This window comes from Martelella sp. NC20 (assembly GCF_013459645.1).
Classification (GTDB): Bacteria; Pseudomonadota; Alphaproteobacteria; order Rhizobiales; family Rhizobiaceae; genus Martelella.
Window position 1 is genome coordinate 2,961,147 of the sequence record NZ_CP054861.1, and the last position, 19,669, is coordinate 2,980,815.

Here is a 19,669-nt window from a genome sequence, read left to right on the forward strand (position 1 = left end):
CCGAGCATCCAGGCGGTTTAAGTCGCTGAATTTGCAAAGGTCTATAACGATCCCTTGCCGGGCGGCCTGGATCCTCGGGTCAAGCCCGAGGATTGTTTGTTGAATGCAGGTTATGATGTTGGCGCAGCTGCGGGCTCTTTCACAGCCCGCAGCTGCTGTGGCAGGCGACCGTCCGAGGATTGGGCAACACCCGACGTCATCAAGGTCACTGCCGCACTCTGCCATCGCTTGGAGAGTTGATTGGGCCGCTGCCTGGCACGCCCGCAAACAATCCGAAGCCTAGAGAGGATAGCATCACCATGACCTTTTTGCATCATCCCCCGTGCCGTTGCCTTGGCGTCGATGTCGCCAAGGACACCATCGCCATTTTTGACGGCCGCATCGCGACGGTCATTCCCAACCAGCGAAAACAGATCCGGCACTTCCTGCGAAAGTGCGATGTCGACCTGGTCATTTGCGAGCCCACCGGCGGCTACGAGATCATCTTGATGGAAGAATGCCGGGGCCTGAAACTTCCGCTCCATCGCGCCGACACACGCAAGCTCAAGGCTTTCATCCGGTCACGCGGCCGCTTGGGCAAGAGCGATGCGATCGATGCGCGGGAAATGGTCGCCTATGGGCTGGAGCGATGGGCAACCCTGCCTTTATGGCATGCGGAGGACCCCTGTGAGGCAAGGCTCAAGGCTCTCGTGCGCCGCCGCGCCGATCTGGTGGCCATGAGGGTGGCCGAGCAGAATCGCGCCAAGGCCCCAAGCGCGCGCGAACTGGGCGGGCGCGACCTGGCCGCCACCTTCAAGGCCCTGCTCACTGTCCTCAACCGGCAGATCGTGCTTGTCGACAAAGCCATCAGTGCGCTGATGCGCTCCGCATCCCTTGTGCAGAGGGCCAGGACCGCAACCGCCATGAAGGGTATCGGCGAAACGACGGCCGCAGCCCTCATTGCCGCCATACCGGAACTGGGGAAGATGGACCGAAAGCAAGCAGCGGCTCTGGCGGGCCTGGCGCCTCATCCAAACGAAAGCGGCAACAAGATCGGCTACCGCAGGATGCGCGGTGGACGGCCAGCCGTGCGAACGATCCTGTTCATGCCCGCCATGCAGGCCGCACAAGGAAGGGGCGAATTCGTCGAATTCTACAAACGCCTCATCCACAACGGTAAAAAGCCAATCGTCGCCCTCGCCGCGGTCATGCGAAAGATAGTCATCACATTGAATGCAAGGTTCAGAGACCAGCTAAGCCAACAGAGTTGATGACGCGGAATATGGGGAGAGGTTTGTCAGCAAACTGGGCCCGCGCCGTAAGGGCGGGCCGATCTCGGTCTGACGATCAGAAGCGTCTCAAGTGGTCGCGATCATCAGCTTCTTGCCGGTGAGCTTGGCAAGCTGGTCCAGCCGCCCCTCCACCCGCTCGCCGATGAAATCGGCATGCTGCTCGGGCACCACCAGTTCGAGGTCGAAATCCTTGTTCTTCGCCGGCAGGAAATCGAGCGCGCCGACAATACCGGGCATCGAGGCCGAGAACAGGTAGGCGACGCGCAACAGGCCGCCAAGCAGCTTGGCGCGTTCCAGCAATTCGGGCGTCGCGATCGTGCCGAGGCCGTCGGTATGGTCGTCGTCGCGCAGGCCTTCGTAGCGGTAGTAATTGGTGAGCGCGATGAAGGCGCGGCCGGGATGGGTGATGCCGGTCAGCGCCGAGTGGGCGATCACGTTCAGCGACTGGCGGCCGCGGAAATCGGGATGGGCGCGCCAGCTGATATCGGCCAGCAGACACGCGGCCTGCCGGTAGCGCGCTTCCTCGGGCGTTTCCTCGATGCCGAAACGGCGCAGCATCAGCCCTGTCCAGGCGGCGATCTCGGCGGCGTGTTTGGGCGAGCGGGCGCGCAGCAGCGCCAGTTGGCGGGCGGCCACCAGCAGCGGATCCTGGTCCTGTTCCTCCGCGCTCAGCAGCGAATAGAGCAGGCCCTCGCGCACCCCTTGCGCCGAAAAGCTGATCGCCTTCGGCTGCATGACGCTCAGCACTTCGCGCATCGCGATCGCGCCGAACGGCAGCAGCATGCGGCGGTTCTTGGAAACCGCCTGCCAGGCCGGGTCCTTCTGTTCCTCGTCGCCGCCGATGCGGTCTAGAAAGGCCATCATCTCGTCGAAGCCGAGTTCATAGCCCTGCATCATCGTCAGCGGATAATTGTTGATCTCCATATGGAGCCTGGCGATGTTTCGCCAGGTGCCGCCGACGGCATAGAAGGTGCGGCCCCGCCCTTTTTCCAGGAACGTGACCTTCTTGACCTGTTTCCTGGCGAAGTTGCGGGCCTTGGAAAGCGAGCCTTCCGAAAGCTCCGACAGCCTTATGCCGCCGAGCGGCAAGGTGATGCCGTCGCCATAGGTCTTGTCCTTGATGTCGATGAGTTCGAGCGAGCCGCCGCCGAGGTCGCCTGCAATGCCGTCCGGCTGGTGAAATCCGCTGATGATGCCGTAGGCGGAATAGAGCGCCTCCTCGCGGCCGGTCAGAACCCGGACATCCAGCCCCAGGATTTTCTCCGCCGCCTCGATGAAGGCCGGGCCGTTGGTGGCCTCGCGCGCCGCCGCCGTCGCCAGAACATGCATGGTGACGGAACGGGCCTGGGTTGCGAGCGCCCTGAAGCGCTTCAACGCCCTCAGGGCGCGTTCCACGCCTTCCTCGTTCATCTTGCCGCTGGCAGCGATCCCCCGGCCGAGGCCGCACAGGACCTTTTCGTTGAACAGCACCGTCGGCGCGCGCGACAGGCCCTCATAGATGACGATGCGAACCGAGTTCGATCCGATATCGACCACGGAGACAGGGGAGATTCCGCGAAGGCGCCCCTGCGCTTCTGATTCGACCATAAATACCCGGCTTATTTATTGCGGCCCGACAGCAGGCCGGCGATGAGCTTCGGCGCACTTGATTTCAATGCTTCTCCGCGGCCGGACAGGCTCGGATTGGTCATGAAATACTCCTGCGCGTTGAACGGTTCCTCGCCCTCGCGCGGTTCCGTCCGCCGCGAGGTTCCGTCGGGCAGTATCTCGTAGCTCTGCTGGTTGTCAATGATATTGCCCAGCATGATCTGGGACAGAACCTGTTCATGCACGGTGGGGTTGGTGACCGGAACGATCGTCTCAACCCGGCGATCGAGGTTGCGCGGCATCAGGTCGGCCGAACCGAGATAGACGTGAGCGTTTTCAGACGGCAGGCCGTGGCCATTGCCGAAACAGTAGATCCGGGAGTGCTCCAGGAAGCGGCCGACGATCGACTTGACGCGGATATTCTCCGAAAGCCCCGGCACCTGCGGGCGCAGGCAGCAGATGCCGCGCACCACGAGGTCGATCTGCACGCCTTCACCGCTCGCCCGGTAGAGCGCATCGATGATCTTGGGGTCGACCAGCGAGTTCATCTTCATCCAGATCGCGCCGGGAAGGCCGCTCCTGACATGCTCGATCTCTTCCTCGATATGCTGGAGAATGCGCGGGCGGAGCGTCTTGGGCGACACCGCGATCTGCATGTTTTCCTCAAGCTCGCCGTAACCGGTGATGAAGTTGAATATCTCGGCGATGTCGTTGGCGATTTCGGGATTGCAGGTGAAATAGGAAAGGTCGGTATAGATCTTGGCCGTGATCGGGTGGTAGTTGCCGGTGCCGATATGGCAATAGGTTCTGAGGTTCTGCTCCTCGCGGCGCACCACCATCGAAAGCTTTGCGTGGGTCTTCAGCTCGATGAAGCCGAACACCACCTGCACGCCGGCGCGTTCCAGGTCGCGGGCCCAGCGGATATTGGCCTCCTCGTCGAAGCGGGCCTTGAGCTCCACCAGCGCCGTTACCGATTTTCCGGCTTCGGCGGCGTCGATCAGCGCGCGCACGATCGGGCTGTCATTGGAGGTGCGGTAAAGCGTCTGCTTGATGGCGAGCACGTTGGGGTCGCGCGCGGCCTGGATCAGGAACTGGACCACGGCGTCGAAGGATTCGTAAGGGTGGTGAACCACGAAATCCTTCTCGCGGATCGCGGCGAAAGTGTCGCCGAGATGTTCGCGGACGCGTTCGGGAAAGCGGGGGTTGAAGGGCTTGAACAGCAGATCGGGGCGCGGCGCCTTGGTGATTTCCGATAGCGTGTTGAGCGCCAGCAGGCCGGGCAGCACGGCCACGCGGTCCTCCGGCACGCCGAGTTCATGGATCACGAAATGGCGCAGCGATGCCGGCATCTCGCTGTCGGTCTCGATCCGGATCACCGAGCCGCGGCGGCGGCGCTTCAGCGCGCTTTCGAAATAGCGCACCAGGTCCTCGGCCTCTTCCTCCAGTTCGATATCGCTGTCGCGGATCAGCCGGAACGTGCCGTAGCCCTGCACCTCGTAGCCCGGATAGAGCCGGTGGATGAACAGGCCGATCACGTCTTCCATGGTGATATAGCGGATCGCGCCGTCGAGATCGGGCAGGCGTATGAAGCGGTTCATCGACGGCGGCAGGCGCAGCATCGCGTTCATCGTTTCGCGGCCATGGCGGCTGACGAGTTGAAGCCCCATGGTGAAGCCGAGATTGGGGATGAACGGGAAGGGATGCGCCGGATCGATCGAAAGCGGCGTCAGAACCGGGAAGATCCCCTGCTCGAATTCATTGGTGAGCCACAGCCGGTCCTCGTCCGAGATCACCGTCGGGCGCACGATCATCACGCCTTCATTGGCCATGTATTGCTGGAGAACGGCCAGCGCCGCCTGCTGCTCCATCTGCAGATTGTCGATTTCGCGCAGGATGTCGGCAAGCTGTTCGGACGGCGTCTTGCCGTCGGCGGAAAGCATGGTGACGCCCTGGCGCACCTGACCTTCGAGGCCGGCCACCCGGACCATGAAGAACTCATCGAGATTGGCGGCGGAAATCGACAGGAAACGTACACGCTCCAGCAGCGGATGAGCCGGGTTAAGGGTTTCCTCAAGCACGCGACGATTGAACTGCAGCCAGGAAAACTCACGATTGATGAACCGCGCCGGACTCCTGGAAATATCCTCAGCGGCGTTCATTTCCACGATTTCCGAAGCGCTCGAAGACAGGTCGTTCATGATGCTCGTGGTTCCTCTTGCTGGCCGGATATCGGCATTCGATCGTTGATCATTTGCCGGATAGCCCAGTTTGGCAACGATACTATGACATATAGCAGGTTTGCCGCGATTGCCGCGTATTTCAAGCGGGTTTTCGCGTTTGAGACCGTACCCCTCGGCGGCGTCCGGGAAACGCGGGGCCCGGTTTTCCGTCCGCGCGCGCGGAAAACGAAAGCTCCCTGAACCGCCCGGGCGGCATTCCGTAGGTCTTGGCGAAATGGCGGGTCATGTGGCTCTGATCAGCAAAGCCGGCGGCGATCGCGGCCTCGGCGAGAGGATTGCCATCGATGATCATCGCCTTCACCCGCGCCAGCCGCCGCTGGACGAGGTATCGGTGCGGGCTGGTGCCGTAAAGCGCGCGGAACTGGCGGGCGAGCGTGAACCGGTCGATGCCGGTGATCGCCTCCAGCCGTTTCGAATCGATTGCCTCCCCGGCGCAATCGCTCAGAAAATCGCGGCAGAGCGCGAGTGCCCGGCGGTCGAGGGATTGCGCGGCGCGGCCCCGGGCATCACCGAGGCGGAGAAGATGGTGGGCGATATCGGCGATCAGGCCATCGCGCTTCAGTTCGCCCATCTCGCCGTCGAGTTCATCAAGGGCCTCGATGAGGCTTGCCCTCAGCGGCGCATCATCGGCCACCGGATCCCGGACGAAGGGCAGGGCGGCGGCAAGCGCCTCCGTCGCGGCGATGATTTTTTCCGGCGGCAGGTAGATCATCCGATAGGTCAGGCCTTCCTTGCCGCCGGCGCCGCCGTCATGCAGTTCGTCGGGATGCAGGATGATCAGCCGGCCCGGCGTGGAAAAACGTGCGGCGCCCCGATAGGAAAACGTCTGGACCCCCGCCATCGTCAGGCCCAGCGCATAGGTGTCGTGGCGGTGCGGCGCAAAGCCGTTGCCGGAAAACCGCGCCTCCAGCCGCTCGATGCCGTCCTCGGCGGGGGCCGCGAAGATCGCGTCGCTCCTGCACGAACGTTCAAGATCGCGATCCCCTGTCGTGGCTAGGATGGCCGTCGACCGTTCAAATCCCTTTCCGGAGTTCGCATTCATGTTCGACACCAAATTCGTCATCGTCGTGCGCGAGGATCTCGCCCAGTGGCAGAAACTCAACGTCACCGCCTTTCTCGCCACCGGCATCGCCGGTGCTGAGAACGGCTTGTTGGGGGAAGAATACAGGGACGGCGCCGGCAATGTCTATCATCCGCTGTCGGCCCAGCCGATTATCGTGCTCGGCGGCGACGGCGACACGCTGAAGAAGGTGCGGACCCGCGCGCTCGAACGCGGCGTGCCGGCCGCGCTCTACATCGAGGAGATGTTTTCGACGGGCCACGATGCCGCCAACCGGGCCGTCTTCGCGGAATTCTCGCCGGAGGATGCGAGCGTCGTCGGCATCGCCTTCCGGGCGGACAGGAAGATCGCCGACAAGATTTCGAAGGGCGCGAAGATGCACCCGTGAGAGGTCGCCCGGCAGCGGTGGCCGCCGGGCGTCTGAGACTTACTTCGCGTTCAGGAAGTCGGAGACTTCGAGGACGACGAATTCGTTGTCGTCGGCGGCATTGAGGCTGCGGCCGGCCGAGAACGGCAGGTTGTTGTCGTTGCCGACGATAATGTGGCCGGCGTCGATCACATCGACATTCTCGATGGTGACGAAGGGCATGGTGTAGACGCCGTCCTTGCCGCCCTGGCGGGCGACGCCGTCGCCATCAACGATCGCCATCAGATCGATATAACCGATCTTGCGGGCAGCACCATTGACGTTGTCGCCGTTCATCTCGATCTTGTAGATGCGCTTCAGCATTGCGGGCTTTTCGAAGCAGCCGGTCGCCGTTTCCGAGGCGCAGGCCATCTTTGGTTCGCCTTCGCCGCCATCGCGCTCGATGACGAGGCCGGTGGTGGCGTCGATCATGTTGAAATCGCCGATATTGGTGCCGCCATCGGCAAACGGATAGAGCCAGTAGCGGCCGGTCCATTCCTGGGCGGCGGTGTCGAATTCCAGCACGCGCAGGGCGGGCTTGCCGTCTGCCATCTCCGGCTTGCCGTCCATGACGATCGGCCTTTCGAGCAGCGCGTAGAGATGCGCGCCATCCGGCGAGATCGCCATGCCTTCAAAGCCGCCGGAGCGCGGCAGGTTGTAGGCGGGCATTGCGCCGCCCGGGTTCGGCAGCGACAGCGCGACGTTGTCGGGCGACATCACCGGCTTGCCGTCCGCCAGCGTTTCAACAACAGCCTGGAGTTCGCCGGCCGTGTTGAACTTCAGGAGATAGGGGCCGAGTTCGTCGCCGATCCAGAACCCGTCTTCGACCGGCTGGATCGATTCGATATCGAAGTCCGCGCCGGTCAGGTAGCGGCTGTCAGAGCCTTCGAGCACGATCGGGAAGGGCACGACCATGTTCGGATCGGAGAGGAAGATGGTTTCTTTGCGGTCGACCGTGCCGGCATCCCAGTCGAAACCGAGATGATGGATCATCAGGGCGGCGTCGGACGAGTTCGCCTTGGCGCCGAAGCCATTGTCGGAGAGCGACCAGAACGTGCCGTCGCCCATTGCCTTGATGCCGGAAAAACCCTGCACCGGCTGGCCGTCGAACGGTGTGCCAAGGCCGGTCTCGCGTTTGGCGGACATGCCGGCAACGGTGCCGATCTCCGTGACGCGCGGCTGGCCGAGCTTCAGGAATTTCGCCGATGTCTGGATAAAGGCCGGCGCATCGTCCGGCGCGGCGATGATCGTGTTTGCCGGCAGAATGACGTGGCTGACGAGTTTTGCCTGGAACTGGGCGTCATCGGCAAGGGCCGTGCCGGCCAGAAATGTTGCGGCAGCGGCCAGAAAGAGGGTCTTCATGAAATATCCCCGTGTGTTGAAAACACGGGCAGCGTTAGCGCCTGCTTATGTCGGAGGTTTCACGAAGCCATGAAGCTTTCGTGTCAGACCTCGATCATTTCGACCTTGCGCTCGACGAAGCGCAGCGCGACGTCGCCGTTCATGAGCCTGAGAGCCGGTTCTCCGAAAAGCTTGCGGCGCCAGCCCTTCATGGCCTCGACATCGGCGCTTTCGCCTTCGGCCGCGATCCTGTCGAGATCGTCGGACGACGCGATCACACGGGCGGCGACCTGGTTCTGCTCGGCGACGATCTTGAGCAGCACCTTCAGAAGTTCGGCGGCGGCTGCCGCCCCTTCGGGCAGTTGCGGCTGGCGGGGCAGGCGCGGAAGGTCGGCCTTGGGTATGGCGAGCGCGGTCCTGACCGCTTCCAGCAGGCCCGCTGCCGGCTGCGAGCGTTCCCAGCCGCGCGGGATCATCCGCAGCTTTGCAAGCGCGTCGGCCTCGGTGGGGTGCTGCTGGGCGATCTCGTAGATCGTGTCGTCCTTCAGCACCCGGCGGCGCGGCACGTTGCGCTCGCGCGCCTCGTTCTCGCGCCACTCGGCAACCTTCTGCATCACCGCGAAATCGATCGGCTTCTTGATTCTGAGCTTCAGCCGGGTCCATGCCTGTTCCGGGGGCAGGTCATAGGTCTGCGGGTTTTCGAGGATCGCCATTTCCTCCTCCACCCAGTCGGTGCGGCCTTCGCTCTCAAGCTGCGCCTTGAGCTTCAGATAGACGTCACGCAGATGGGTGACGTCGGCAATCGCGTAGGAAAGCTGCTTGTCGTTGAGCGGACGTGCGCGCCAGTCGGTAAAGCGCGAGGACTTGTCGATCTGGGCGCCGGTGATGCGGGCGACAAGCTGGTCATAGGAGACGCTGTCGCCGAAACCGCAGACCATCGCGGCCACCTGCGTATCGAACAGCGGCGCGGGCAGCATGTTGCCAAGCTTATAGACGATCTCGAGGTCCTGACGCGCGGCGTGAAATACCTTCACCACCGAGGCGTCGGCCATCAGCGCGAAAAACGGGGCGAGGTCGATGCCCTCTGAAAGCGGATCGACCAGCACTTCCAGATCGGGGCTTGCCATCTGGATCAGGCAGAGTTCCGGCCAGAACGTGCTTTCGCGGATGAACTCGGTATCGATCGTGACAAAGTCGGATTTGGCGAGCGTGGCGCAGGCTTCGGCAAGGGCAGCAGTGGTTTCAATCATCTCTAACAACGCGTCTTCATGTTTCGCCATCTTTCCTTCGCCTTTGCGGCGATGATGTCAAGGGAAGGAGGGGGGGCGGGCTGAAATCCTTGCGTCTCACAATCTCTCCCCTTGAGGGAGAGATGCCCCGATAGGGGCAGAGAGGGGTGAACCCTCTCGATAGGTTCGGCGCTTGCGGCTAATGCCCATACCCCTCTCTGTCGCTTTCGCGACATCTCCCCCTCAAGGGGGGAGATTGTAGGCTGTGCATTCTTCAACAAGACCGGCCATCCGCGATCGGCTGAAGTTCAGCAAGTTCCGACCGAGCGGGCTTCGCAGCTCGTCTGGACCGAAGCTATGTCAGCATTTCGATTTCCGCCCCTCCCGGGGCTTTTTCTTGACAAAACGGCCTTGTCATGCGCTTTTCCGCGCGAATTCATGATAAGGGCCGCTTCACGCGCCCTGAAACCCGTTACGGATGACAATATGCATCGCTATCGCAGCCACACCTGTGCCGCCCTCAACAAGTCCGACGTTGGCCAGACCGCCCGCCTTTCCGGCTGGGTGCACCGCGTGCGCGACCATGGCGGCCTGCTCTTCATCGATCTGCGCGACCATTACGGCATGACCCAGGTGGTCGTCGATCCGGATTCGCCTGCTTTTGCAACCGCCGAGAAGGTGCGCGGCGAATGGGTGATTCGCGTCGACGGCAAGGTGCGCGCCCGCACCGAAGACACCGTCAACAAGAACATGGCAACCGGCGAAATCGAACTCTACGCCGAAGAAATCGAGGTTCTGGCGGCCGCCAAGGAACTGCCGCTGCCGGTGTTCGGCGAGCCCGAATACCCGGAAGACGTCCGCCTCAAATACCGCTTCCTGGATCTGCGCCGCGAAACCCTGCACGCCAATATCGTCAAGCGCACCAGGATCGTCGCCTCGATGCGATCGGCCATGGCCGATGCCGGTTTCGGCGAATATTCAACGCCGATCCTGACGGCGTCCTCGCCCGAGGGCGCGCGCGACTTTCTGGTGCCGAGCCGCATTCATCAGGGCAAGTTCTACGCGCTGCCGCAGGCCCCGCAGCAGTACAAGCAGCTTCTGATGGTTGCCGGTTTCGACCGTTATTTCCAGATCGCCCCATGCTTCCGCGACGAGGACCCGCGCGCCGACCGCCTGCCGGGCGAATTCTACCAGCTCGACGTCGAGATGAGTTTCGTGACCCAGGAAGATGTCTGGGACACCATGGAGCCGGTGATGACCGGCGTCTTCGAAAAATTCGCCGACGGCAAGCCGGTCACCAAGAAGTGGCCGCGCATTCCCTATGACGAGGCGATCCGCAAATATGGCTCCGACAAGCCGGACCTTCGCAACCCGATCGTGATGGAACCGGTCACCGAACATTTCGCCGGTTCCGGCTTCAAGGTGTTCGCCGGCATGATCGAGAAGAACCCGAAGGTCGAAGTCTGGGCGATCCCGGCCAAGACCGGCGGTTCGCGCGCGTTTTGCGACCGGATGAATTCCTGGGCGCAAGGCCAGGGCCAGCCGGGGCTTGGTTATATCTTCTGGCGCCAGGAAGGCGAGACGCTGGATGGCGCCGGTCCGCTTGCCAAGAACATCGGCCCGGAGCGCACCGAGGCGATCCGCGAACAGCTCGGCCTTGATGAGGGCGATGCCTGCTTCTTCGTCGCCGGCGAACCGTCGAAGTTCTACAAGTTTGCCGGCGAGGCGCGCACGCGGGTTGGCGATGAGTTGGGGCTCACCGACAAGGATCGGTTCGAGCTCTGCTGGATCGTCGACTTCCCGTTCTACGAATGGCTGGAAGACGAGAAGAAGGTCGATTTCTCGCACAACCCGTTCTCGATGCCGCAGGGCGGCCTCGAGGCGCTTGAGAACGAAGACCCGCTGACGATCAAGGCCTATCAGTATGACGCCGTTTGCAACGGCTACGAGATCGCCTCCGGCTCGATCCGTAACCAGTTGCCGGAAGTCATGGTCAAGGCGTTCGAGATCACCGGCAAGAGCGCTGCCGACGTGGAAGAACAGTTCGGCGGCCTCTACCGCGCCTTCCAGTACGGCGCGCCCCCTCATGGCGGCTGCGCCTTCGGCATCGACCGTATCGTGATGCTGCTGGCGGGCGCCAGGACGGTTCGCGAGGTCGCGCTGTTCCCGATGAACCAGCAGGCGCAGGACCTGCTGATGGGCGGTCCGTCCGAGGCTGAACCCGCGCAGCTTCGCGAACTCGGCCTCAGGCTGATGCCGCAGAAGAAGGACTGAGGTTTTTCCTCACTCTGTTGTGAGTTGACGACGGCGGCCTTCCTCAGGCCGCCGTTTTGCTGAGCGCCTCGACGTCGCGGCGCGGCGGGGCGCCGAACATGCGGGCATATTCGCGGCTGAACTGAGAGGCGCTTTCGTAGCCGACGCGGAAGGCGGCGTTTTCGGCGTTGGCGAGACCTGTGAGCATGAGGTTGCGTGCTTCCAGCAGTCTCGTCTGCTTCTGATATTGCAGCGGAGTCATGCCGGTGACGGCCTTGAACTGGCGGTGGAAGGCCGAGGGGCTGAGCCGGGCGATCGCGGCCAGTTCCTCCACGCGCACCGTTTCCGCAAACCGCGCCCTGAGCGCATGAACGGCATGGATCACGTTCGGCGCATGGCTGGAGCCCAGCATGACCCGGGCAATCTCGCCGCCTTCGGGACCGGAGAGCAGCCAGTAGCAGATCTCGCGCATGATGCCGGGATAAAGGACGGCTGCCGCATCCGGTGTGTCGATCAGGTCGAGCGCCCGGGCGACGCCGGAAAGCAGTGGAGAGCCGCAATCGATAACCCGGCTTCCCCGACGACGCGGGCCGGTGAGCGAAGGCGGCTTGTCCATGCCCTGCAGCACGGCGCGCACCGCGTCGGGGTCGAGTTCGAAAATGAAGGCCAGATAGGGATCGCTCCTGCTGGCGTCGACGACTTGGCTGGTGCCGGGCATTTCGACAGAGGTCACCAGCGCCTGTCCCGCGCGGTAATCCAGCCGCCGATCGCCGAACATCGTCCACTTGGCACCTTGCAGCACGAGGCACAGCGCTGGCCGAAAGATCGTCATCGAGGCGTGGTGGCGCGCTTCGACCCGGAGCAGATGCATGCCGCCGATCTCGGGCGAATAAAGGCCGTCCGTGCTTCGCTCTCGGGTCAATTCCTCTACCTGTGCTGCCAGTGCTTCAATCATGCTCCGTTCCCCGTTGTATCCAAGAGATAGGTATCAGGCAGGAATAGGCAAGAACGCGTGGCGATCCGACATTCGGAAAAGTGCCGCGCCAGCCTATTTTTCGGCCTCCCGATTTCAATGGAGCAAGACAATGGCTAATGAAACAAAGATCGCGATCGTTACCGGCGGCAGCCGCGGGCTTGGCCGCAGCACGGTGCTGAACCTTGCCCGCAGCGGCGTCTCATCGGTCTTCACCTATCACTCGAACAGCGCGGAGGCCGAAAAAGTCGTGGCGCTCGCCAGGGAGGAAGGCGCAACAGCCATCGCGCTCCCGCTGGACACCGGTGATGTCTCGGGCTTTGCCGCCTTCATCGAGGCGGTCAAGGCGGCGCTTGCGACGCTCGGCGCCGAGCGGTTCGACTATCTCGTCAACAATGCCGGGACATCGCATCACAACGCCATCGCCACGACCACTGCCGAGGAGCTCGACGGGCTCTACAACATCCACTTCAAGGGCGTGTTCCTGCTGACGCAGGCGCTGCTGCCGCTGATGAACGACGGCGGTCGGATCGTCAACATCTCCTCAGGTCTCACCCGCTTTTCCTTCCCGGGCAGCGCCGCCTATGCCGCGATGAAGGGGGCGATCGAGGTGCTGACGCGCTATCTGGCGCGGGAACTCGGCGAGCGCGGCATCGCCGCAAACACCGTGGCGCCCGGTGCGATCGCCACCGATTTCAGTGGCGGGATGGTGCGCGACAATCCAGAGGTCAACAGGATGGTGGCTGACAACACCGCGCTCGGTCGCGCCGGCGAGCCGGAGGATATCGGCCCGATGATCGCGGCGCTGCTGTCGCCTGCAAACCGCTGGGTCAACGGCCAGCGCATTGAGGTCTCGGGCGGCATGTTACTCTGAACGGAACGACATCCTGTCGAATGCCATGCGCCAACGAGGGCGATTGCGGTTACAACTGCAGTCGCCCTTGTCCTTGTCGGTTTCCCGCTTGGACGAGGGTCTTATACTTTATGCTAATGCTCGCCTGTGCAGAGCAAAAAAATAGCAGATAAATATTGAACTGAGAAAGAATGGAATATAAATTCCTTTTTCATGCGGCACGGGGAGCGGGCCGCGTTTGGGAGAAAACCGGTCGGCTGTGAGGAGATGGCCCCGGTTTTGAACGGGAGGAATCCATGAAAAAGCAATTACTGGCCCTTGCGGCCACAGCGCTGGCGTTCGGCGCCATGCTGCCTGTCGCAGCGCAGGCGGAAGGCGAGCGTTTCGTGCTGATCTCGCATGCGCCCGACAGCGACAGCTGGTGGAACACCATCAAGAACGCCGTCAATGTGGCGGGCGAGCAGATGGATGTGGAGGTTGAATACCGCAACCCGGCCAGCGGCGACCTTGCCGACATGGCGCGCATCGTCCAGCAGGCTTCCGCCTCGAACCCGGAAGGCATCATCGTCACCATCGCCGATTATGACGTGCTCTCCGGCCCGGTCTCGGATGCCGTCGCCAAGGGCATTCCGGTGATCACGATCAATTCGGGCACCGAGGAGCAGTCGAAGAAGCTTGGCGCGATGATGCATATCGGCCAGCCGGAATATACCGCCGGCAAGCTTGCCGGCGAGCGCGCCAAGGCGGAATCCGGCGCGGAGAGCTTCGTCTGCGTCAATCACTACATCACCAACCCTGCCTCGGTCGAACGCTGCCAGGGCTTTGCCGATGGTCTCGGCATCGAACTCGGCAACCAGATGATCGACAGCGGCATGGACCCGTCGGAGGTCAAGTCGAAGGTGATGGCCTATCTCAACGCCCATCCCGATACCGGCGCGATCCTGACGCTCGGCCCCAATTCCGCCGAACCGACGCTGGCGGCGCTCGATGAGATGGGTCAGGCCGGTCAGGTCTATTTCGGCACGTTCGACCTTTCGACCGCGATCGCCGATGCGATCAAGGCGGGCACGATCAACTTCGCGATCGACCAGCAGCCCTATCTCCAGGGTTATCTGCCGGTCGTGCTTTTGACCAATTACGCCCGCTATGGCGTGATGCCTTCCAACTCGATCAATTCCGGTCCGGGCTTCACCACCAAGGACAATATCGAGCTGGTTGAAAAATACGCCGGTCAATACCGCTAAAGAGCGAGCGCCGCGCGCCAACTGCGCGCGGCGGCTTCCTGCCAACACGTGAAGAGGCCCGCGCGCCGTCGTGCTGCCGCCTTTTTGCCTGCCAGAAGGAATGACCGAGCCCCATGTCAAAAACACGCAAGCCGATTGATGAAATGGTCACGGAGGAGCGCATGCGCGCCGTGCCGCGCTGGCGAAAGGCGCTGGTGCGCCCGGAACTCGGCAGCATCTGCGGCGCCATTCTGGTGTTCGTTCTGTTCATGTTCATCGCCGGCGACAGCGGCATGTTCTCCGCCGAGGGCTTCATCAACTGGGGCACGGTCTCGGCGCAGTTCGCGATCCTCGCCGTCGGCGCCTGCCTCTTGATGATCGCCGGCGAGTTCGATCTCTCGATTGGCTCGATGATCGGCTTCTCGGGCATTATCATCGCGCTCCTGACGGTGCAGTTGGGTGTGCCGGCCTGGCTTGCGATCCTCGCCACATTCGCGCTGGCGCTCGCGATCGGCGCGCTGAACGGCTATCTGGTCATCCGCACCGGGCTTCCCTCGTTCATCGTCACGCTCGCCTTCCTGTTCATTCTGAGGGGCCTGACCATCTATATCGCCATCACAACCACCTCGAAGACCATCATCGGCGGCGTGCGCGAGGCCGCCGAAGGCGACTGGCTGGCGGCACTTTTCGGCGGCACTGTGCTGAAGGGGCTTTTCACCTGGCTTGCCGAGCACGACATGATCGGCAAATTCGTGGCCGGTCCCCGCGCCGGCCAGCCGGTGGTCGAGGGCATTCCGATGCTGGTGGTCTGGGCGCTGGTGCTGATCGTGATCGGTCATTTCATTCTGGTGCGCACCAAATTCGGCAACTGGATTTTCGCCGCCGGCGGCGATGCGCAGGCGGCGCGCTATGTCGGCGTGCCCGTCAACCGGGTGAAGATCATGATGTTCATGCTGACCGCCTTCTGCGCCACGGTGTTCGCCACCTGCCAGGTGATGGAATTCGGCTCGGCGGCGGCCGACCGCGGGCTTTTGAAGGAGTTCGAGGCGATCATTTCGGTGGTCATCGGCGGCGCATTGCTCACCGGCGGCTATGGCTCCGTCATCGGCGCCGCGCTCGGCGCGCTGATCTTCGGCGTGGTCCAGCAGGGCCTGTTCTTCGCCGGCGTCGAAAGCTCGCTGTTCCGGGTGTTCCTCGGCGTCATCCTGCTTCTGGCGGTGATCCTCAACACCTATATCCGCCGTTCCATAACGGGAGAACGCTGACATGAGCGAACCCCTGATCGAACTCGTCGACATCGAAAAGCATTTCGGCCCGGTCATTGCGCTCGCCGGCGTATCGCTTTCGGTTTTCGCGGGGGAGTGCCATTGCCTGCTCGGCGACAACGGCGCCGGCAAGTCGACCTTCATCAAGACCATGTCCGGCGTTCACAAGCCGAGCGCCGGGCGCATTCTGGTCGATGGCAAGGAGAAGGTGTTCTCCGACCCGCGCGATGCGATGGCAGCGGGCATCGCCACGGTCTACCAGGATCTGGCGATGATCCCGCTGATGTCGGTGACCCGCAATTTCTGGATGGGACGCGAGCCGGAGAAGCGCTTCGGGCCCGTCAAGGTCTTCGACCACAAACGCGCCGGCGCGATCACGATCGAGGAAATGGCGAAGATGGGCATCCATCTGCGCTCGGCCGATCAGGCCGTCGGCACGCTTTCGGGCGGCGAGCGGCAGACGGTGGCGATCGCCCGCGCCGTCTATTTCGGCGCCCGCGTGCTGATCCTGGACGAACCGACCTCGGCGCTCGGCGTGCGCCAGACCGCCAATGTTCTGTCGACCATCGACAGGGTGCGCAAGGCCGGCGTCGGCGTGATCTTCATCACCCACAATGTCCGCCACGCGCTCGCCGTCGGCGACCGCTTCACCGTCATCAACCACGGCCAGACGCTGGGCACCGCCAAACGCGGCGAGATCGGCGCGGAGGAATTGCAGGACCTGATGGCCGGCGGACGGGAGATGGCCACGCTGGAATCGTCACTGGGCGGTACCGTTTGAGGACGCGGATAGCGCCGCCTCGATTGCACTCAAGGCATTGATCGGAACTCGACAATGTGCGTCGTATTGTCCTCAATCCTCCGGTCAAGCCGGAAGGTGACGCAAAGGGGCAAACGAGCACTGTCAGATTGAACACCGACGCCCCGATCCTGAATATCGCCTATGATTGCGGTTTCGGATCGAGCAGCCGGTTCTACGAACGGTTCAAGGCGCGCACCGGCCAGACCTCGCTTGCCTTTCGCAGGTCGCTCTCCCGAAAACCTGAACCGGAGGTTTTCGCATTCAGGCCGGGCCCCGCGACGGATCGCGGCTTGCGATGGCCTCAAGCTCTTCGATCAGCGCCTGAAGCTCGCGCGAAGCGGAAGCGTTTTGGCGAAGGGAGATGCCGACGGGGCCGCCGAGGAGTTCGTTGCGAACCGGCAGCACGGTCAGCGACCCCGCCGCAAGCTCGGTCGCGACCACGCCCTGCGAGATGAACCAGATCGTATCGGAGGTCTCGACCACGCGGCGGCCGAACGTGTGGGAGACATTCTCGTAGGCGGGCGTTGGCATGGCGAGCCCCAGCGATTGCAGAAAAGCGCGCACCGAGGCGTGGATCACCGCGCCCGACGGCGGCAGCATCAGCGGAAAGCGCAGGAAATCCTCCGCCGACCAGGGCCGTCCGACAAGCGGGTGACCGGGCCGGACCACCGGCACCACGCGCTCCCAGTATAATTGCCGGAAGGTGAGGCCGTCGCCGGCGCCTGTCGGCGGCATGCGACCCACCACGATGTCGAGCGCGCCCTCGCGCAACTGGGAGAGCAGCAGCCAGTTGGGACCGGTCGAAACCCTGAGCGTTGCGGCCGGATGACGCTTGCGGAAGGCCTCGGCCGCATCCGGAAACAGCCCGCTCGCCGCTGACGGCAACACGCCGGCGGCAATCCGGCACGTCTCCGCCGCGCCGCCCTGCAGCAGCGCCTGGGCACGCGACAGCTCGCCAAGCGCCGTGCCCGCCGATTGCTGGAACAGCCGTCCGGCCGGCAGCAGCGTAAGCCGTCTGCCGCTGCGGTCGAACAGCGCCGCCCCCATCATCTCCTCAAGCTCCTGGATGGTTTTCGAGGCTGCCGGCTGGCTGATCTTCAGGGCATCGGCGGCGGCGGACAGACTGCCCAGACGCGCGGTCTCCAGAAAGCAGTTCAGATGTCGGAGGCGAAGACGTGGATGAAGCATACTATAACCTGCAAGATATATGTTCCGTGTTCTTTTATAATTTTATTCCCATTGCGGCTATGGCAAAGTCGCGACCGGAGGAATGAAAATGCTGACGATTTCGAGCGGTAATATCCGCATCAATGTCCGCGATGACGGGCCGAAGGACGGCCGGACGCTGGTGTTCGCCAATTCGCTTGGCACCGACATGCGGGTGTTCGACGCCCTGCTGCCGCTGTTGCCGCAAGGCTTGCGGCTGGTGCGCTTCGACAAGCGCGGCCACGGGCTTTCCGATGCGCCGCCCCATCCCTACGCCATGGAAGACCTCGTCGGCGACGCGGAAAATGTCTGCGCCGCGCTCGGACTGTCCGATATCACCTTCGTCGGCCTTTCGATTGGCGGGCTGATCGGGCAGGGGCTTGCGGCAAGGCGGCCGGATCTGGTGAAGGCGCTGGTGCTGATGGACACGGCGGCGAAGATCGGCACGCCGGAGATGTGGCAGACCCGGATCGAGACGGCGCTCGGACCCGGCATCGGCCCCATGGCGGATGTTGTGCTGCAGCGCTGGTTTACCGGGGATTTCCGCGAGAATTCCCCTGAATTTCCCGCCTGGCGCAACATGCTGGTGCGCACGCCGGCCGAAGGCTATGCCGGATGCTGCGCGGCGATCAGCGGCGCGGACTATACCGAAACCACGCGCGCGCTGAGCCTGCCGGTGCTGGCGCTTGTCGGCGATCAGGATGGTTCGACGCCGCCCGATCTGGTGCGCCGGACCGCCGAGCTCTGCAACGGCGAATTCCACGTCATCGCCGGGGCGGGGCATCTGCCCTGCGTCGAACAACCCGCCGAAACGGCCCGGCTGATCGCCGATTTTCTGAAAAGGACCGGTTGATGAGCGAACGTTACGACAACGGCATGCGGGCGCGCCGCGCCATTTTGGGCGATGCCCATGTCGATCGCGCCGAGGCGGACAAGAGCGAATTCGACGCGCCGTTTCAGGAACTGATCACCGAAAGCGCCTGGGGCACGGTCTGGGCGTCCGACGGCATTACGCCGCGCGAACGGTCGATGCTGACGCTGGCGCTGCTTGCCGCAACCGGCAATTTTTCCGAAATCCCGATGCATATCCGCGCCACCGCCCGCACCGGGGCCAGCAAGCGCGACGTGCAGGAGGCGTTTCAGCATGTCGCGATCTATGCCGGCGTTCCGCGCGCCAATCATGCGCTGAAACTCGCCAAGGAGACATACAAGGAAATGGAGGAGCCATCCGATGACTGATCTGGGACCACTGATCCCGCGCGACCGCTCGGCGCATCCGCCCGCCTATGACCCCGGCTACAAGACCTCGGTCACGCGCTCGCCCAACCTGCCGCTGCTTTCGCTGGAAAGCGGCCCGACGGAGGAGACCGGCCCGGTTTTCGGCCATTCCCGCTTCGGCGCGCTCGACAACAACCTGATCCTCAACTGGTCCAAAGGCGAGGCGCCGGCGATCGGCGAGCGCATTCTCGTTCACGGCCATGTGCTGGATGAGAATGCGAAAGCCGTGCCCCACACGCTGGTCGAGATATGGCAGGCCAATGCCGGCGGACGCTACCGCCACAAGAAGGACAGCTATCTGGCGCCGCTCGACCCCAATTTCGGCGGCTGCGGACGCGCGCTGACGGACGAGAACGGCTACTACCAGTTCCTGACCATCCGCCCGGGCGCCTATCCCTGGCCAAATCGCGGCAATGACTGGCGGCCGATGCATATCCATTTGTCGATCTTCGGCCACAGCTTCGGCCAGCGGCTGATCACGCAGATGTATTTCGAGGGCGATCCCCTGATCCCGCTCTGTCCGATCGCCAACACCGTGCGCGATCGCGGCCAGCTCGACAGCCTGGTCGCGCCGCTCGATATGGGCGCTTCGCGGCCGCTGGATTTTCTTGCCTACAAGTTCGATATCGTGCTGCGCGGCCGACGCCAGACCATGTTCGAGAACAGACTGGAGGGGATGTGA

16 protein-coding genes and 2 pseudogenes are annotated in these 19,669 nt (G+C 63.2%); 11 read left to right on the forward strand and 7 right to left on the reverse strand.

The genetic code is table 11. The features are described 5' to 3' along the window. The first annotated feature begins 299 nt into the window (after positions 1-299). Entirely contained in the window at positions 300-1,250 is a 951-nt protein-coding gene (locus HQ843_RS14060; RefSeq protein ID WP_180897736.1) for an IS110 family RNA-guided transposase, read from the forward strand. A gap of 87 nt (positions 1,251-1,337) precedes the next feature. Here the strand turns inward: HQ843_RS14060 and ppx are convergent, their stop codons facing one another. From ppx to HQ843_RS14075, 3 genes and pseudogenes are all read right to left on the reverse strand, one after another. Further along, on the reverse strand, positions 1,338-2,858 hold the full coding sequence (ppx, locus tag HQ843_RS14065) for an exopolyphosphatase (RefSeq protein WP_180897735.1): 1,521 nt from the start codon (positions 2,856-2,858) through the stop codon (positions 1,338-1,340). Between the two features lie 11 nt (positions 2,859-2,869). Continuing rightward, positions 2,870-4,990, reverse strand: a pseudogene (locus HQ843_RS14070) (RNA degradosome polyphosphate kinase); the annotation flags it as partial. A gap of 187 nt (positions 4,991-5,177) precedes the next feature. After that, positions 5,178-6,140 carry an AraC family transcriptional regulator gene (locus HQ843_RS14075; RefSeq protein WP_180897733.1) on the reverse strand — a complete coding sequence of 321 codons (963 nt, stop codon included), beginning with the start codon at positions 6,138-6,140 and terminating at the stop codon, positions 5,178-5,180. On the opposite strand from HQ843_RS14075, the gene HQ843_RS14080 reads away from it, so the two are divergent. Further along, on the forward strand, positions 6,139-6,546 hold the full coding sequence (locus tag HQ843_RS14080) for a DUF2000 family protein (RefSeq protein ID WP_180897732.1): 408 nt from the start codon (positions 6,139-6,141) through the stop codon (positions 6,544-6,546). The genes HQ843_RS14075 and HQ843_RS14080 overlap by 2 nt on opposite strands. A gap of 39 nt (positions 6,547-6,585) precedes the next feature. On the opposite strand, the gene HQ843_RS14085 is transcribed toward HQ843_RS14080, so the two are convergent. Next, positions 6,586-7,926, reverse strand: coding sequence for an esterase-like activity of phytase family protein (locus HQ843_RS14085; RefSeq protein WP_180897731.1), 1,341 nt, complete (start codon positions 7,924-7,926; stop codon positions 6,586-6,588). A gap of 83 nt (positions 7,927-8,009) precedes the next feature. After that, complete coding sequence (gene rnd / locus HQ843_RS14090) at positions 8,010-9,155, reverse strand: ribonuclease D (protein ID WP_180902193.1); 1,146 nt, start codon at positions 9,153-9,155, stop codon at positions 8,010-8,012. Positions 9,156-9,620: 465 nt separating this feature from the next. Between rnd and aspS the strand changes: the two genes are divergently transcribed. Next, positions 9,621-11,408, forward strand: coding sequence for an aspartate--tRNA ligase (aspS, locus tag HQ843_RS14095; RefSeq protein WP_180897730.1), 1,788 nt, complete (start codon positions 9,621-9,623; stop codon positions 11,406-11,408). A 43-nt stretch (positions 11,409-11,451) separates the two neighbouring features. Here the strand turns inward: aspS and HQ843_RS14100 are convergent, their stop codons facing one another. Beyond that, the gene (locus HQ843_RS14100; RefSeq protein WP_180897729.1) at positions 11,452-12,342 is read right to left on the reverse strand and encodes an AraC family transcriptional regulator; all 891 of its coding nucleotides are present in this window, start codon (positions 12,340-12,342) and stop codon (positions 11,452-11,454) included. Between the two features lie 130 nt (positions 12,343-12,472). Here HQ843_RS14100 and HQ843_RS14105 point away from each other — a divergent pair, with 130 nt between their 5' ends. From HQ843_RS14105 to HQ843_RS14125, 5 genes and pseudogenes are all read left to right on the forward strand, one after another. After that, entirely contained in the window at positions 12,473-13,234 is a 762-nt protein-coding gene (locus HQ843_RS14105; protein WP_180897728.1) for an SDR family NAD(P)-dependent oxidoreductase, read from the forward strand. A 275-nt stretch (positions 13,235-13,509) separates the two neighbouring features. Then, entirely contained in the window at positions 13,510-14,457 is a 948-nt protein-coding gene (locus HQ843_RS14110; protein WP_180897727.1) for a sugar ABC transporter substrate-binding protein, read from the forward strand. A 113-nt stretch (positions 14,458-14,570) separates the two neighbouring features. Continuing rightward, entirely contained in the window at positions 14,571-15,701 is a 1,131-nt protein-coding gene (locus HQ843_RS14115; protein WP_180897726.1) for an ABC transporter permease, read from the forward strand. Position 15,702: 1 nt separating this feature from the next. Then, entirely contained in the window at positions 15,703-16,482 is a 780-nt protein-coding gene (locus HQ843_RS14120; protein ID WP_180897725.1) for an ATP-binding cassette domain-containing protein, read from the forward strand. A 56-nt stretch (positions 16,483-16,538) separates the two neighbouring features. Further along, a pseudogene (locus HQ843_RS14125) lies at positions 16,539-16,712 on the forward strand (AraC family transcriptional regulator); the annotation flags it as partial. A 52-nt stretch (positions 16,713-16,764) separates the two neighbouring features. Here HQ843_RS14125 and HQ843_RS14130 read toward each other — a convergent pair. Further along, entirely contained in the window at positions 16,765-17,691 is a 927-nt protein-coding gene (locus HQ843_RS14130; protein WP_180897724.1) for a LysR substrate-binding domain-containing protein, read from the reverse strand. Between the two features lie 88 nt (positions 17,692-17,779). Between HQ843_RS14130 and pcaD the strand changes: the two genes are divergently transcribed. From pcaD to pcaH, 3 genes are read left to right on the forward strand one after another with little or no spacing between them, the layout of a single operon-like run. Next, a complete protein-coding gene (gene pcaD, locus HQ843_RS14135) occupies positions 17,780-18,562 on the forward strand; it encodes a 3-oxoadipate enol-lactonase (protein WP_210275221.1) in 783 nt (260 codons plus the stop codon). Continuing rightward, a complete protein-coding gene (gene pcaC / locus HQ843_RS14140) occupies positions 18,562-18,948 on the forward strand; it encodes a 4-carboxymuconolactone decarboxylase (protein ID WP_180897722.1) in 387 nt (128 codons plus the stop codon). The genes pcaD and pcaC overlap by 1 nt, the downstream gene beginning before the upstream one ends. After that, entirely contained in the window at positions 18,941-19,669 is a 729-nt protein-coding gene (gene pcaH / locus HQ843_RS14145) for a protocatechuate 3,4-dioxygenase subunit beta (RefSeq protein ID WP_180897721.1), read from the forward strand. Before pcaC ends, pcaH begins: the two co-directional genes overlap by 8 nt.